Origin of the sequence: Streptomyces sp. NPDC096152, assembly GCF_044763235.1 — a bacterium.
GTDB lineage: Bacteria > Actinomycetota > Actinomycetes > Streptomycetales > Streptomycetaceae > Streptomyces.
Genome location: NZ_JBIWFW010000008.1, coordinates 93,425 through 108,392, shown reverse-complemented (window position 1 = coordinate 108,392; position 14,968 = coordinate 93,425). Strand labels below are relative to the sequence as shown.

At 74.1% G+C, this 14,968-nt stretch carries 12 protein-coding genes; 4 read left to right on the top strand and 8 right to left on the bottom strand.

The window, feature by feature from the left end:
• Positions 1 to 60 precede the first annotated feature (60 nt).
• A complete protein-coding gene (locus ACIQ9G_RS26330; RefSeq protein WP_403614029.1) occupies positions 61 to 996 on the top strand; it encodes a DMT family transporter in 936 nt (311 codons plus the stop codon).
• Here the strand turns inward: ACIQ9G_RS26330 and ACIQ9G_RS26325 are convergent, their stop codons facing one another.
• The 8 genes from ACIQ9G_RS26325 to ACIQ9G_RS26290 all read right to left on the bottom strand — a co-directional run bounded on the left by ACIQ9G_RS26325 (position 997) and on the right by ACIQ9G_RS26290 (position 11,393).
• Positions 997 to 2,322, bottom strand: coding sequence for an MFS transporter (locus tag ACIQ9G_RS26325; RefSeq protein WP_403614026.1), 1,326 nt, complete (start codon positions 2,320 to 2,322; stop codon positions 997 to 999).
• A 198-nt stretch (positions 2,323 to 2,520) separates the two neighbouring features.
• Positions 2,521 to 3,603 (bottom strand): Zn-dependent alcohol dehydrogenase, encoded by a 1,083-nt coding sequence (locus ACIQ9G_RS26320; RefSeq protein WP_403614024.1) that lies wholly within the window; start codon positions 3,601 to 3,603, stop codon positions 2,521 to 2,523.
• Between the two features lie 14 nt (positions 3,604 to 3,617).
• Positions 3,618 to 5,006, bottom strand: a complete 1,389-nt coding sequence (locus tag ACIQ9G_RS26315) for an aldehyde dehydrogenase family protein (RefSeq protein ID WP_403614021.1) — start codon at positions 5,004 to 5,006, stop codon at positions 3,618 to 3,620.
• Between the two features lie 137 nt (positions 5,007 to 5,143).
• Positions 5,144 to 6,493, bottom strand: coding sequence for an ABC transporter ATP-binding protein (locus tag ACIQ9G_RS26310; RefSeq protein ID WP_403614018.1), 1,350 nt, complete (start codon positions 6,491 to 6,493; stop codon positions 5,144 to 5,146).
• Positions 6,494 to 6,718: 225 nt separating this feature from the next.
• Complete coding sequence (locus ACIQ9G_RS26305; protein WP_403614016.1) at positions 6,719 to 7,474, bottom strand: class F sortase; 756 nt, start codon at positions 7,472 to 7,474, stop codon at positions 6,719 to 6,721.
• Positions 7,461 to 8,168 carry a hypothetical protein gene (locus ACIQ9G_RS26300; protein WP_403614014.1) on the bottom strand — a complete coding sequence of 236 codons (708 nt, stop codon included), beginning with the start codon at positions 8,166 to 8,168 and terminating at the stop codon, positions 7,461 to 7,463. Before ACIQ9G_RS26300 ends, ACIQ9G_RS26305 begins: the two co-directional genes overlap by 14 nt.
• 140 nt (positions 8,169 to 8,308) lie before the next feature.
• Positions 8,309 to 10,540, bottom strand: coding sequence for a molybdopterin oxidoreductase family protein (locus ACIQ9G_RS26295; RefSeq protein WP_403614012.1), 2,232 nt, complete (start codon positions 10,538 to 10,540; stop codon positions 8,309 to 8,311).
• Positions 10,541 to 10,703: 163 nt separating this feature from the next.
• Entirely contained in the window at positions 10,704 to 11,393 is a 690-nt protein-coding gene (locus ACIQ9G_RS26290; protein ID WP_403614010.1) for a TetR family transcriptional regulator, read from the bottom strand.
• A 175-nt stretch (positions 11,394 to 11,568) separates the two neighbouring features.
• Here ACIQ9G_RS26290 and hmgA point away from each other — a divergent pair, with 175 nt between their 5' ends.
• Genes hmgA through ACIQ9G_RS26275 form a run of 3 tightly spaced genes read left to right on the top strand, consistent with a single transcriptional unit; the run spans position 11,569 to position 14,895 of the window.
• On the top strand, positions 11,569 to 12,909 hold the full coding sequence (gene hmgA / locus ACIQ9G_RS26285) for a homogentisate 1,2-dioxygenase (RefSeq protein WP_403614007.1): 1,341 nt from the start codon (positions 11,569 to 11,571) through the stop codon (positions 12,907 to 12,909).
• 27 nt (positions 12,910 to 12,936) lie between these two features.
• Positions 12,937 to 13,686 (top strand): GntR family transcriptional regulator, encoded by a 750-nt coding sequence (locus ACIQ9G_RS26280; RefSeq protein WP_403614004.1) that lies wholly within the window; start codon positions 12,937 to 12,939, stop codon positions 13,684 to 13,686.
• A gap of 33 nt (positions 13,687 to 13,719) precedes the next feature.
• Positions 13,720 to 14,895 carry a type ISP restriction/modification enzyme gene (locus tag ACIQ9G_RS26275; RefSeq protein ID WP_403614002.1) on the top strand — a complete coding sequence of 392 codons (1,176 nt, stop codon included), beginning with the start codon at positions 13,720 to 13,722 and terminating at the stop codon, positions 14,893 to 14,895.
• Positions 14,896 to 14,968 lie beyond the last annotated feature (73 nt).

Here is a 14,968-nt window from a genome sequence, read left to right as displayed (position 1 = left end):
GCAGCGTGGCGTCCGAAATCCGCCGGACCCGTGCGCACTCCCCCGCCTACCCTCTGGAGCATGTTGAACGTCTCTCCGTCCCGTCTCGCCGCGGGTGCCGCCACGGTCACCGTGGTGCTGTGGGCCTCCGCCTTCGTCTCGATCCGCAGCGCGGGCGCCGCGTACTCCCCGGGCGCGCTGGCGCTCGGGCGGCTGCTGTCCGGGGCCCTGGCGCTGGGGCTGATCTGCCTGGTGCGGCGGGAGGGGTGGCCGCCGCGGGCCGCCTGGCGCGGGATCGCGATATCCGGGCTGCTGTGGTTCGGCTTCTACATGGTGGCCCTCAACTGGGGCGAGCAGCAGGTGGACGCCGGCACGGCGGCGCTGGTCGTCAACATCGGTCCGCTGCTCATCGCCCTGCTCGGCGCGCGGCTGCTCGGGGACCCCGTGCCGCCGCGGCTCCTCGCGGGCATGGCGGTCTCCTTCGCGGGCGCGGTGACCGTGGGCCTGTCGATGTCCGGCGCGGGCGGAGCCTCGGTGCTCGGCGTGGTGCTGTGCCTGCTCGCCGCCGTCGCGTACGCCGCCGGGGTCGTCGCGCAGAAGCCGGCGCTGGGCCGGGCGAGCGCGCTGCAGGTGACGACGTTCGGGTGCCTGGTCGGGGCGGTGGCCTGTCTGCCGTTCGCCGGCAGGCTGGTGTCCGACGCCGCCGACGCGCCGGTCTCGGCGACCCTCAACATGGTCTACCTGGGCGTCTTCCCCACCGCCCTGGCCTTCACGACCTGGGCATACGCCCTGTCCCGGACCACGGCCAGCCGCATGGGCGCGACCACGTACGCCGTTCCCGCCCTGGTCGTGCTGATGTCCTGGCTGGCGCTCGGCGAGGTGCCGGGGCCCGTCACGCTGGTGGGCGGGGTGCTGTGCCTGGCGGGCGTGGCGGTGTCCCGCTCGCGGCCGCGGGTCCCGCGCACGGCCGCGGCCCCGGACACCCGTCCGGAGCCGCAGCCCGAGCGGACCTCCTGATCAGGGGGTACGGGCCCGGCCCGCCAGGACCTTGATGGAGAGCAGGGCGATCACGGCGAGGACGACGATGTAGCCGGACACCGCCATCGACGTGCCCGTCGCCTCCAGCAGCAGCACCATCACGAAGGGCGCGAGACCCCCGCCGAACACGGCCGCGATCTGATAGCCGAGCGAGGCGCCCGTGTACCGCATCTCGGGCGTGAACAGCTCGGCGAACAGCGCGGCCTGCGGGCCGTACATGATGCTGAGGAAGCAGCTCGCGACGAACGTGCCCACCGCCAGCCACAGCAGCGAGCCGGTGTCGATCAGCAGGAACAGCGGTACGGCCCACAGCGCGATGCCGACCGCGCCGAGCGCGTAGATCCGGATGCGGCCGATGCGGTCGGACAGCGCCGCCGAGGCCGGGATCAGCACGAGCTGGGTGAGGCTGACGCAGAGCGAGACGGTGAGCACGGCGCCGCGCTCCATGTGCAGGGCGCGGGTGGTGTACTCCAGGACGCCGGTGATGAGGATGTAGAAGGTCGCGGTGTTCACGGCGAAGGACCCTCCGGCGAGGAGGACCGTGCCGAGGTGGCCGCGCAGGATCTCCCGCAGCGGGGAGCCGCGCTCGGCCGCCTCCTTGCGTGCCAGCGCCTCCTCCGCCGCCCGGAACTCGGGGGTCTCCTCGACCCGGGTGTGGATGTACCAGGCCAGGACGAGGACGAGCAGTCCGACCAGGAAGGGCAGCCGCCAGCCCCAGGCCGCGAACGCGGAGTCGCTGGTGAAGGCGCCGGCCAGCAGGAAGACGGTGTTGGCCGTGATCACGCCGATGGGGACACCGAGCTGGACGACGCTGCCGTAGACACCGCGCCTGCCCTCCGGGGCGTACTCGGTGGCCAGCAGCATCGCGCCGCCCCACTGGGCGCCGACCGCGACGCCCTGCACGACGCGCAGGGCTACCAGCAGGATCGGGGCGGCCACGCCGATGGTGTCGTACGTGGGCAGCAGGCCGATGCCCGTGGTGGCGAGGCCCATCAGCGTCAGGGCCAGGACCAGCATCGGCTTGCGGCCGCGCTTGTCGCCGAAGTGTCCGGCGACGACGCCGCCGATCGGGCGGGCCAGGAAGCCGACCGCGAAGGTGGCGAAGGAGGCGAGGACGCCGGCGGTGGGACTGCCGGACGGGAAGTAGAGGCCGCCGAAGACGAGGGCGGCCGCGATGCCGAAGACGAAGTAGTCGTACCACTCGACGGCGGAGGCGAGGGCGGCGGCCGTGGCGACCCGGCGGCGGTGCCGGTCGACGGGGGCGGCGGGGGTGGTGAGCGGTTGAGCGGAAGGGGCCGTGTCCATGCGTGCACGCTCCGATGAGTGCGGGGACGGAACGGGGGGCGGGGGGCGGCTCGAGTTCCGGGGAACGTACTGACCGGACGGTATGGACGTCAACGGGTCGCGCACCAGCAGTTTTTACCTGTACATGGCACCGAATACGGCCCGCGGGCACGCCGGGGGCCCGGTCCTCGGCGAGGACCGGGCACGTCGCGGGACGGGCTAGAAGACGACCAGGGCCCGGCCGCCCTTCCCGGCCACCATGTTCTCGAAGGCCGCCGGAATGCCGTCCAGGGCGATCCGCTCGGTCACCAGCGCCCCCAGGTCCAGGCGTCCGGCGCGCACGTGCCCGGCCAGCACGGGCAGGTCCTTCGCGGGGTCCGAGTTGCCGTACACGCAGCCGGACAGGGTCCGGCCCCAGTGGAAGATCTCCAGCGCGTTGAAGGTGACCTGCTGGTCCTTGCCCCCGATGCCGACGACCGTGGTACGGCCGCCGCGACGGGTGGACTCCCAGGCGGCGCGGATGGTGACCGCGCGGCCCACGCACTCGACGGACACGTCGACGCCCTGCTTGCCGGTGAGGGCGCGGATCTCGCGGGGGGTGTCCGCGGAGGCGACGACGTAGTCCGTGGCGCCGGCCGCGCGGGCCAGCTCCTCCTTCTCCGGGGAGACGTCGACGGCGACGATCTTCGAGGCCCCGGCGATCCGGGCGCCCTGCAGGGCTGCCAGGCCCACGCCGCCGACGCCGAACACGGCCACCGTCTCCCCGGGGCGCACCTTCGCCGAGTGGTGCACGGCACCGTAGCCGGTGAGGACGGCGCAGCCGAGCAGGGCCGCGTCGGTGAGGGGGACGCCCTCGGGCAGCGGCAGGACGCAGGCGGCGGAGACGACGGTCTCCTCGGCGAAGGCGGCGACGTTCAGACCGGGGTGGAGGTCGGTGCCGTCCACGGTGCGGGCGTGGACGTCCGCCGCGCCGTTCAGGGCGTTGGCGCACAACCAGACCTCGCCGAGCGAGCAGGCGTGGCAACGCCCGCACGAGGGAGCCCAGTTGAGGACGACACGGTCGCCGGGCGAGACATGGGCGACTCCGTCCCCGACGGCGAGGACGGTGCCGGCGCCCTCGTGGCCGAGGACGGCGGGCACCGGCACCCGCATGGTGCCGTCGGACAGCGACAGGTCCGAGTGGCAGACCCCGGCGGCGGCCAGGCGGACCCGGACCTGGCCGGGACCCGGCTCGGGCAGCTCGATGCCGGTGATCTCCAGCGGTGAGCCGATGGCGGGCAGGACGGCGGCGCGTACGGCCATGGTGGGCAACGCTCCTAGAACTGGAGGGACTTGGTCTGGAGGTACTCGGCGAGGCCGTGCGTGCCGAGTTCGCGGCCGACGCCGGACTGCTTGTATCCGCCGAAGGGGGCGAGGGGGTTGAAGCGGCCGCCGTTGATGTCGACCTGGCCGGTCTCCATCCGGCGCGCGAAGGCCACCGCCTCGGCCTCGTCACCGGCCCACACGGCGCCTGCGAGGCCGTAGACCGTGCCGTTGGCGATGCGCAGGGCGTCCTCCTCGTCCTCGTAGCGCAGGAGGGTGAGGACCGGGCCGAAGATCTCCTCCTGCGCGATCGTCATCCCGGGGGTGACGTCGGCGAAGACCGTCGGGCTGACGAAGCAGCCCCGCTCGCGCGGGGATTCGGGACCGCCCGCGACCAGCCGGGCCCCCTCCGCCACCCCCTGCTCGATGTAGCCGCGCACCCGTGCCTGCTGCTTGGCGTTCACCACCGGGCCGATGCGGTCGGCGTACTTGGCGGCGGCGGCCGCGGCGAGTTCGACGGCCGTGTCGTACTGGTCGCGGTGCACCAGCATCCGCGTCCAGGCGCTGCACGTCTGGCCGGAGTTGGACATGACGTTGGCGACGCCGATGTTGACCGCCTTGGCGAGGTCCGCGCTCGGCAGGATGACGTTGGCGGACTTGCCGCCCAGTTCCAGGGCGACCTTCTTCACGGCCGCGCCCGCCGTCGCGCCGATGTGCCGGCCGACGGCGGTGGAGCCGGTGAAGGAGACCAGGTCGACCCCGGGGTGCTCGGCGAGCGCCTGGCCGGCGACCGGGCCGAGGCCGGTGACCAGGTTGAAGACGCCGGCCGGGACGCCGGCCTCGTGCACCGCCTCGGCGAACAGCTGGGCGGTGAGCGGGGTGTCCTCGGCGGGCTTCAGCACGATCGTGCAGCCGGCGGCGAGCGCCGGGGCGGCCTTGGCGACGATCTGGTGCAGGGGGTAGTTCCAGGGGGTGATCGCGCCGACCACGCCGACCGGCTCGTGGTGGACGACGGAGTTGCCGACCCGCTCCTCGAAGACATGCGCGGCCGCGAGGTCGGCGTACGAGCCGGCGACGGCGATCGGCACGGCCGCGTGCACCGCCTGCGAGAACGCGAGCGGCGCGCCGAGTTCGGCGGTGACCGTCTCGGCGATCTCGTCCTTGCGGGCCGCCAGGACGTCCCGGAGGGCGGCCAGCCGCGCGGCCCGCTCGGCGGGCGGGGTCGCCGCCCAGGCGGGGAGGGCCGCGCGGGCGGCGCGCACGGCGGCGTCGACGTCCTCGGCGGTACCGGCCGGGACGGTGCCGACGACCTGCTCGTCGACCGGGTTCACGACCTCGATGGTGTCCCGGCCCGCGGCGGGGCGCCAGGCGCCGTCGATGTACAGGCCGTCGTGTGCCTTCATGGTGCTCCTCCGGGGCGGGGTGCGTCCGTTCGCGGCCGCGCCGCGGACGTCCGCGTCACAACCTACCGACAGGCCCATAAACTAGCGCCGATAGTTTTTGGCCGCCACACCCCGCCCCGATCGGGAGCCCGGCCCCCTCACTCCTCCAGGCCCGGCAGCCGGTCCGGGGCCGGGCAGACGCGCTCGCCGTGCTGGTCGAAGACGAACAGGTGGGCGAGGTCGACGAGGAGCGGGACCTGCATCCCGTGGCGCAGCCGGAGGTCCGGGCTGGTGCGCACCACCAGGTCACCGGTCAGGCGCGGCTCGGACCCGGCGGGATCGGCGAACCCGGGGCCGGCGTCGGCCGGGTGCTCCAGGACCACCACCGGGCCGGCCCGCAGGGCGCCCGCCCGATCCCGCAGGCGTTCCAGGACGGTGCCCTCGCGGCGACGCCGCCGGACCGGGCGGCGGGCGGGCCGCGGCGCCTCCAGATCCGTCACGACGGCGGGGCGGGAACCGGTGTTGAAGTGGACGAGGGCCTCGTGCCCCTGGAACTCCACGTGCTCCACCAGTCCGGTGAGCGCCACCTCGCCGGGCCGGGCCGCCGTGCGTTCGGCGATGCGCACGGCCTCCGAGCGCAGGCCCACGATCACCTCGCGGCCCTGCTGCACCCGCAGCAACTGGTGGTCGCGGGAGAGGGGTTCGGGCAGGCGCAGGAACTGCTTGCCCAGGCTGATGGACATCGCGCCGTCCAGCGGGGCCCGGACCGTACCGCGCAGCAGATTGATCCGCGGGGTGCCGATGAAGGCGGCGACGAAGACGTTGCGGGGCAGGGCGTAGACCGCGCGCGGGCTGTCGAGCTGCTGGAGCACCCCGCCGCGCAGCACGGCCACCCGGTCGCCGAGCGACATGGCCTCCGCCTGGTCGTGGGTGACGTAGACCGTGGTGACGCCCAGCTCGCCGGTCAGCCTGGCGATCTCGGCGCGCAGGTGGTTGCGCAGCTTGGCGTCGAGGTTGGACAGCGGCTCGTCCATCAGGAAGGCGGAGGGGTGGCGGGCGATCGCCCGGCCCATCGCGACGCGCTGACGTTCGCCGCCGGAGAGCTGGCCGGGGAGGCGTTCGAGGAGGTCCTCGATGCCCAGCATCCGGGCCGTGGCGTCCACGCGGGTGCGCGGGTCCGCGCCGGGCGACTCGATGCGCAGCGGGAAACCGATGTTGTCGCGGCTGGTCATGTTGGGGTAGAGGGCGAAGTTCTGGAAGACCATCGCCATGTCCCGCCCCGCGGGCGGCAGGTCGTTGGCGTACTCGCCGTCGAGCCGCAGCTCGCCCTCGGTGATCTCCTCCAGCCCGGCGATCATCCGGAGCACGGTGGACTTGCCGCAGCCGGAGGGGCCGAGCAGCACCAGGAACTCGCCCGGCGCGATGTCGAGCGACAGGCGGTCCACCACCCGGCCGCCGCCCTTGGTGTAGGTCTTGCTCACGTCGTGCAGAGAGATGGCGCGTGTCATGAGGGTGCCCCCGGGACTCGACCGAGCACTGGCGCTCCGCCGCCGAAACGCCTCGTGCGGGTCGTACGGGGCGTGTGAGTCACGGAAGCTAACGGATCGTGTGCGCCGTGGGGAAGACATCGGTCGGGATCGGGCGCATCCGTCCAGTGGGCGGAAAAGCGGACGGCGGTATTTCGCCACGGCGCGGACGGCCCGTCGACGGGACGGACGGGCCGTCCGCACCCGTCAGGCCGTCGAGGTCAGATGGGCGAAGACGACGATGTTGCTGGAGTAGCCGGCCCTGCGGGTGAAGAGGCCGCCGCAGGTGATGATCCGGAGTTCCGGCCGGCGGCTGGGGCCGTACACCTCCTTGTCGGGGAAGCGCGACTTGTCGAAGACCCGCACCTTGTCCACGGTGTAGACGGCGGTACGGCCGTCCGCCCGCCGGGCCTCCACCCGGCTGCCCGGCGCCACCTGCCCGAGCGCGGCGAAGACGGCCGCGCCGGTCCTGGTGTCCCGGTGCCCCACGGCGACGGCGGTGCCGGACTCGCCCGGTGTGGGCCCCTGCTCGTACCAGCCGACCAGCTTCGGCTTGTCCACCGGTGGCGTGCCCAACTCCCTCTTGCCGTTGATCCGTACGCCCATGACGGGGGCGTCGATCCCGAGGGAGGGAATGCGCAGCGAGGTCGCCCGCGAGCGGGACAGCGGCGGGGGCGGAGGGGAAGGCGGGGCGGTGGGACTCGCCGACGCCTCCGCGTCCCCCTCGTCCTCCGGGTCCGAGTGCCCGGAGTCCGAGGAGCCCGACCCGTCGTCCCCCGCGCCGGGAGCGGCCGGGGCCACGGCGTCCGGGCCGCCGGCCAGGTCCGGCCCGGACCGCTCGTGGGGGCCCGCGCACCGGATCCCCGCCGTCACCAGCACGACCGCCAGCACGGTCGTCCTGGCGAGGCGGTAGGCGCGGGTCCGGTACCAGGGGCGCCTGCGTCGGCGCCTACGCGGCACCATGGGGACGCCGGCGGATCATCCGGAGGTACACCACACCGCTCACCACCACGAGGCCGACGGCCGCCGTCCCGGTCAGCGGCGAGAAGGCCGCCGCGGCCGGGACGAGACCGCCGCCGCCCGCGTGCACACCGCCCTTGGGACCGTCGTGGTCGCCGCGGCCCCAGGCCGCCTGTCCGCGCTGCTCGTCGTTGTCCCGGCCCGACTCCTGGCCGCCGCGGCCCTGGTCCTCGATCTGGCCGCCCGGGCCCTGCCCGTCGTGCCGCTCGTTCTCCTCGCGGCAGTTGACGCGGAAGGCCTTCTCCTTGGTGGTGCCGCCGGGGACGGACCAGATCAGCCGGTACTGCCCGTCGGTCAGCCCCAGCGGTTCGGTGTGACCGGCGCCGGCGGCGAGGATGATGGAGCCCCCGAGGGTGGCGGTGTTGGGCAGCGGGGGCTGCGCCTGGATGGTGTAGCCGACGTTCGTCAGCGAGTCGAAGTTGATGGCGTCGAGGTAGAACCTGCACACCACCGGGTCGTCCTTCGAGAGGCCGAAGGGCACGCCCACCCGGTGGATCTTGATGTCCCCGTTGTCTCCGGGGATGGCCGCGGCGGCCGGCGCCGCCAGCCACGTGGCCCCCGCCGCGGTGAGGGCCGCGAGGACGGCCGCTGCGCCGACACGGGTGCCGTGAATGCGTGGGAGTGTCAGGGGGGACATGCGCGCTCCTCCGAATCAGACGATTTTCATACAATCGCTCTTTTCGTCTGACTCTCTTTCACACCTCCCGCCCCGGTGACCGCACCGGGGCCCGACGCGCCGTCAGAGATCGCCCGTCCGGCGCAACCGCGGCCCGCCCCTCATGGGGTCGCGGTGACGTCGACGGGGACGCCGTTGAGGACCGCGTTGCCCGACAGCGGGTCGAGCAGGCTGCCGTCGAGGAGCTGGTTGACATTGACGCCGGGGTCGGTGGCGGCGTGCGTCAGCCGGGTGCCGGGCCGGTCGTGGCCCCAGCCGTGCGGCAGGCTCACCACACCGGGGCGTACGCCGTCGGTGACCTCGGCCGGGGCGGTCACCTCTCCCCCGGCGCCCTTGACCCGCACCGGGGCCCCGTCGAGGATGCCGAGGCGGGCGGCGTCCTCGGGATGGACGTGCAGGGTGCAGCGGTTGGAACCGCCGGTCAGGGCGGGCACGTTGTGCATCCAGCTGTTGTTGGAGCGCAGATGGCGGCGGCCGACGAGGAGGAGTCCGGCCGGGCGTTCGCGCAGGGCCGCCCGCAGGCGCGGCAGGTCGTCCGCGATCGGCGGCGGCAGCAGTTCGACCTTGCCGCTGACCGTCCTCAGCGGCTGCGGCAGGCGCGGGCGCAGCGGCCCGAGGTCGATGCCGTGCGGGTGCGCGAGCAGCTTCTCCAGGCTCAGCCCGTCGGGCCGTACGCCGAAGCCGTCGCCGTAGGGGCCGAGGCGCAGCATCAGGTCGAGGCGCCGCTCGGGGCCGGTGTCGCCGGTGAGCCGTGCGGCGAGCTCGCGCGGGTCGCGGCCGTGGACGGGTGAGTGCGCGTCGCGGACCGCCTTGCCGAGGGTCTGGTCGATCACCATCGTGTCGACCGCGCAGGGGTCGGCACCGTCCATGCCGGTCGCGGCCAGGATCAGCCGGGCCAGGATCTCGGTCTCGGCCATCCGGCCGGGCTCCAGGGGGACGGCCGGGCGGGTGTAGCGGACCTGGTTGCGTACGGCGAGGGTGTTGAAGGCGAAGTCGTGGTGCGGGCTCTGCGCGGGCGGCGGCGGGGGCAGGACGACGTCGGCGTGGCGGGAGGTCTCGTTCAGGTACGGGTCGACGCTCACCATGAAGTCGAGCGAGTCCAGGGCCTTGTCGAGCCGGGCGCCGTCGGGTGCGGACAGCACGGGGTTGGCGGCGACGACGACCAGGGCGCGGACCGGCTCGCCCTCCTCGGTGGCGGTGTCGATCTCCTCGGCGAGCGCGGACAGGGGCAACTCGCCCTTCGCCTCGGGGTGCTTGCTCACCCGGGAGTGCCAGCGCCCGAGCGCGAAGCCGCGGCCGGGCCCCGCCGGCCGGGGTGCCTTGTCGGTGGCCGCCTGCGGGAAGAGGGCGCCGCCGGGCCGGTCGAGGTTGCCGGTGAGGATGTTGAGGACGTCCACCAGCCAGCTGGCGAGGGTGCCGTGCGCGACCGTGCAGCTGCCGATGCGGGCGTACACGGCGGCGGTGGGGGCGGCGGCGAGCTCACGCGCCAGCGCGCGGATCGTCCCGGCCTCCACGTCGCACGCCCCGGCGACCTCCTCGGGGGCGAAGTCCCTTGTCGCCTCGGCGAGTTCGTCGAGGCCCTGGACGTGCGGGCCCAGGGCGCCGAGGGCGACGAGGTCCTCCTCGAAGAGCACGTGCGCCATCGCGGCGAGCAGCAGGGCGTCGGTGCCGGGCCGGATCGCGATGTGCCGGTCGGCGAGGCGCGCGGTGCGGGTGCGGCGCGGGTCGACGACCGTGAGGGTGCCGCCGCGGGCCCTGAGCGCCTTGAGCCTGCCGGGGAAGTCGGGGGCGGTGCACAGACTGCCGTTGGACTCCAGGGGGTTGGCACCGATCAGGAGCAGATGGCCGGTGTGGTCCAGGTCGGGCACGGGGATGGCGTTCGCGTCGCCGTAGAGCAGGCCGCTGGAGACGTGCTTGGGCATCTGGTCGACCGTGGAGGCGGTGAAGAGGCTGCGGGTGCCGAGGGCGCCGAGCAGGATGGGCGGGTAGAGGGCGCCGGCCATGGTGTGCACGTTGGGGTTGCCGAGGACGACGCCGACGGCGTGCGGCCCGTACCGCTCCACGACCGGCCGGATCCCGGCGGCCACGGCGTCGAACGCCTCCTCCCAGGTCGCCTCGCGCAGCTCGCCGTCCTTGCGCACGAGCGGGGTGCGCAGCCGGTCCGGGTCGCCGTCGACGGCCCCGAAGGCGGCGCCCTTGGGGCAGATGAACCCCTTGCTGAACACGTCCTCGCGGTCGCCGCGGGCGCCGGTGACCCGGGTGCCGTCGAGGGTGAGCGTCAGCCCGCAGGTGGCCTCGCACAGGGGGCAGATTCGCAGGGCGGTGCGGGACACGGGTCCTCCCGGAGGGGCGGCGGCAGCGGCGCTGGGACGGGGGTGAGCATACCGACCAGTAGGCATGGAGGGGAGGGCCGCGGAGTCATCACCGGGAATTCCGGTCCCGGCCCGCCTTGTGCGTGCCAGACCCCGCGGCCCACGGCGAGATCCGGAAGGGAGGCTAGTCGAGCACGCGCCCCAGATACGCCCGCAGCAGGGCGCGCGTCTCCTCGACGATCTTCTCGTCGCCCTGCGGGTCCACCCGGAAGGCCAGTTGGACGAGGGCGTCGGCGGTCTCCACGGCGACCAGGAAGACCCGGCGGAGATCCTCGTCGGGCTCGCGGCCCAGATGGCCGGAGAGCAGTTCGGTGAGGCGGTCGGCGACGCGGTGGTTGGGCTCGGCGTGCCGGGCCCCGACGGGGATCTGGTTGCCGAAGTCGACGAGCGAGAAGCCGGGGGCGGTGCGCTTCATCGCCAGGTACTCGTCGAGCACGGCGTCCATGGCCGTGCGCCAGTCCGCCGCGGGGGGCGGGCCGGGCACCTCGGAGTCGGCCCCGGGCTCCTCACCGGGCGCGGGCGCGGAGGATTCCGGGCCGGCGTCCCGCCGCAAGCGCTCGCCGACCCGCTCGGTGTACCGCTCCAGGTTGCGCTGCGCGAGCGCGTCGACCATCGCCCGCTTGTTGCCGAAGAAGCGGTAGACGGAGCCGATGGGCACACCGGCCCGCTGGGCGACGGCGCGCGTGCTCAGGGCGTCGTAGCCCACCTCGTCGAGCAGGTCGGCGCAGACGTCCAGGATCCTGGTCAGCCGTTCGGCGCTGCGCCGCTGCACGGGCACACGGCGGAGCGATCTCGCGTGGGGCACGCCCCTCATGATGCCGTCCCGCGGCGATCCGGTGAAGCACACCCCGGTCGCGCTCCGGGCGTGCGCCGGCTCGCGCCCCCGGAAGGTGCCGGTCGTCCTCCACACGGAGGGCCCACGCCCTCTTGCGCCGGAGCAACCGCAATCCTACGGTGTTGCATAGGAATCAGGGCGCAAGGGAGCGATCATGAGCGGGGACGCACGCAAGACCGCCGAGGGACTGGCCTACCTCTCCGGTTTCGGCAACGAGCACAGCTCCGAGGCGGTGCCCGGCGCGCTGCCCGAGGGCCGCAACTCGCCGCAGCGCGCCCCCCTCGGCCTGTACGCGGAGCAGCTGAGTGGTACGGCGTTCACCGAGCCGCGCGCCCACAACCGCCGCTCGTGGCTGTACCGGATCCACCCCTCGGCCGCGCACCCGGCCTTCACCCGCACCGCCAACGGCGCGCTCCGCACGGCGCCCTTCAACCAGACCGTGCCCGACCCCAACCGCCTGCGCTGGAACCCGCTGCCGGAGCCCCCCGCGGGCACGGACTTCCTGGCCGGCCTGTGGACCCTCGGCGGCAACGGCGACGTCACCCAGCGCACCGGCGTCGCCGTGCACCTCTACACCGCCAACTCCTCGATGGAGCGGGTCTTCAGCGACGCCGACGGCGAGCTGCTGATCGTGCCGGAGCGGGGCGGGCTGCTGCTGCACACGGAGTTCGGGATGCTGCACGCCGAGCCCGGCCACGTGGCGCTGATCCCGCGCGGGGTACGCTTCCGGGTCGAGCTGCTGGACACCGAGCCGGACGGCGGCCCCGGCGAGGCCGCGCGCGGCTACGTCTGCGAGAACTACGGCGCCCCCTTCCGCCTGCCCGACCTCGGACCGATCGGCGCCAACGGCCTCGCGAACGCCCGTGACTTCCGCGCCCCGGTCGCCGCGTCCGAGGACGTCGAGGGCCCGGTGGAGGTGGTGAACAAGTTCTGCGGCAACCTCTGGAGCGCCACCTACGACCACTCCCCGCTCGACGTCGTCGCCTGGCACGGCAACTACGTGCCGTACGTCTACGACCTGCGGCGCTTCAACGTCATCGGCACGATCTCGTACGACCACCCGGACCCGTCCATCTTCACGGTGCTGACCTCGCCGTCCGACACCCCGGGGCTGGCCGGCGTCGACTTCGTCGTGTTCGCGCCCCGCTGGCTGGTGGGCGAGGACACCTTCCGGCCGCCGTACTTCCACCGCAACGTGATGACCGAGTACATGGGCCTGATCGAGGGCGCCTACGACGCGAAGGCCGAGGGGTTCGTGCCGGGCGGGGGCTCGCTGCACAACATGATGTCCGCGCACGGCCCGGACCGGGAGACGTTCGACCGGGCCAGCGCGGCCGAGCTGCGGCCGCAGAAGATCGACGACGGGCTCGCGTTCATGTTCGAGACCCGGTGGCCACTGACGCTCACGCCGCAGGCGGCACGGGCGGAGCACCTGCAGCAGCGGTACGACGACGTGTGGCAGGGCCTCGAACGGCACTTCCGCCCGTTGCGCTGAACGGTGCCGCCCGGTACGGATAGGCCCGTGACCTCTTTCGCCCCGGATTCGATCGTCCTGAACCGCAAGCTGCCGCTGTGGTACCAGGTGTCCCAGTCGCTGCGCGCCTCCATCCTCGGCCGTTCGGCCCGGGACCCGCTGCGCCTGCCCACCGAGGAGCAGCTGGCGGGGCACTACGGGGTGAGCGTGCTGACCATGCGGCAGGCGCTGAAGGAGCTGGAGGACGAGGGGCTGATCACACGCCACCGCCGGCGCGGCACGTTCATCGAGCCCGGTGCCACCCGGGGCGCGCCGGTCCGGCTCCTCGGCTCGGTCGACGCGATCGTGGCCCAGCAGTCCGGCATGACGACCGAGCTGCTGGACCACGGCCGGGCCCCCGTGCCCGCCGAACTCGCCGAGTACTTCCCGGATCTCGGGGAGGTGTCGACGTACCACCGGCTGCGCAGCGACGAGAAGACCGGCGAGCCCACCAACCACGCCCGCAACTACGTCCGTCCGGAGCTGGCCGCGCGGATCGACCTGGGCGATCTGGTGCGGTGGCCGATGACGAAGGTGCTGCGGGACGTGGTGGGCGCGGACATCAGCCGGATCACCGACACCGTGGAGGCGCGGCTGGCCGACCCGGAGACCGCGCGGCTGCTCGAAGTGCCGTTGCTCAGCCCGATCCTGCACTACACGGGGGTCACCTACGACGCCCAGGGGCGGCCGCTCGACGTGGCGGTCATCCACTACCGGGGCGACCGTTTCTCCTTCACGGTCACGCTCGAGGCCACCTGACCCGCCCCCGCCGTACCGGCGGCCCGTCGTACGATGCCCGGCGTGACGCACGACGACGCTCCGCTGCTGGCGGACCTCATGCCGTGGTCCGTCGCACCGCCGCGGCTGGGCCGGGGGTGGCCGGCGGCCCCCGACGCGGCGTGTCTGAAGACCCGCTGGGACGCCCTGCTCAAGGCCGACGGGCCCGGTCGGGAGAGCCTGTTCGAGCCGACGCGCTCGCGCACCGCGCACACGGCGGTCGGGCAGCTGCCCGGACAGTCCGGCGGCACCGGGAGGCTGATCCGCGCCACGGGCCCGTGCGCGGAGCCGGTGCGCGTGCTGCGCGGGGCCTTCGACGAGCAGTGGCTGATCCCCGACCACCGCCTGATCGACGCGGCCCGCCCCGAGCTGTGGCGGGTGGCGGACGCCGCGCAGATCTTCGCCGTGGAGACGGGCGCCGCGCCCGGCGCGGCGGGCCCACCGCTGCTGGCCACCTCCCTGCTGCCGCTCCTGCGCCCGGGGCGCGTCCGCCCGCTGTTCCGCCGCCCCGGCGGCGCGGAGCCGAACCTGGCACCGGGTCTGTCGGCCCACCTGGCCGCCCGTCTCGGGCACTCCCCCGCCCCGGTGGACGTCCTCGCCTGGATCCTGGCGACGGTGCGCCCCGGCCCGGACGGACTCGCCGTCCCGCTCACCTCCGACCCCGAACTCTGGTCCGCGGCGCTGGAGGTCGGCCGCCGGACGCTGTGGCTGATGCGGCGCGACGGCGAGCGCCCCAAGCTCCCCGGCGGCCGCCGTCCCTACGTCCGTGCCCCGCTGCCGCCCCGCCCGCTGACCCTGCGCTACGACCGGGACGAGGAGACGCTGCACCTCGACGAGGGCCGTATCTCCCCGGTGCCGCCGGGAGCCTGGGACTTCGAGGTCGGCCAGGTCCGCGTCCTGGAGCAGTGGTTCGCGGCCCGTACCGAGGAGGCCGAGCCGGGCACCCTGGCCGCGATCCGGCCGGCGGTCTGGCCGCAGGCGTGGACCTCGGAGCTGCTGGAGCTGATCACCGTCCTGGCCCTGCTGGCGGAACTGGGGCCGCGGCGGGAGGCGTTGGAGCCGGCCTCTCCGATCACCGCGGCGGAGCTGCGGGCGGCGGGCGTGCTGCCGGTCCCGGTCGCGGCCCGCCGGCCCGCCTCCGTCCTCGACCATCACGAGGAGGGCCCGGAGGGGCAGTTCGCCCTGCTGTGACGACGCAGCGGTCCGTGCGGGCACCTCAATCCGTGCGGACCCCGCGGTCCTCGTCGACACCCCGGCCCGCGCC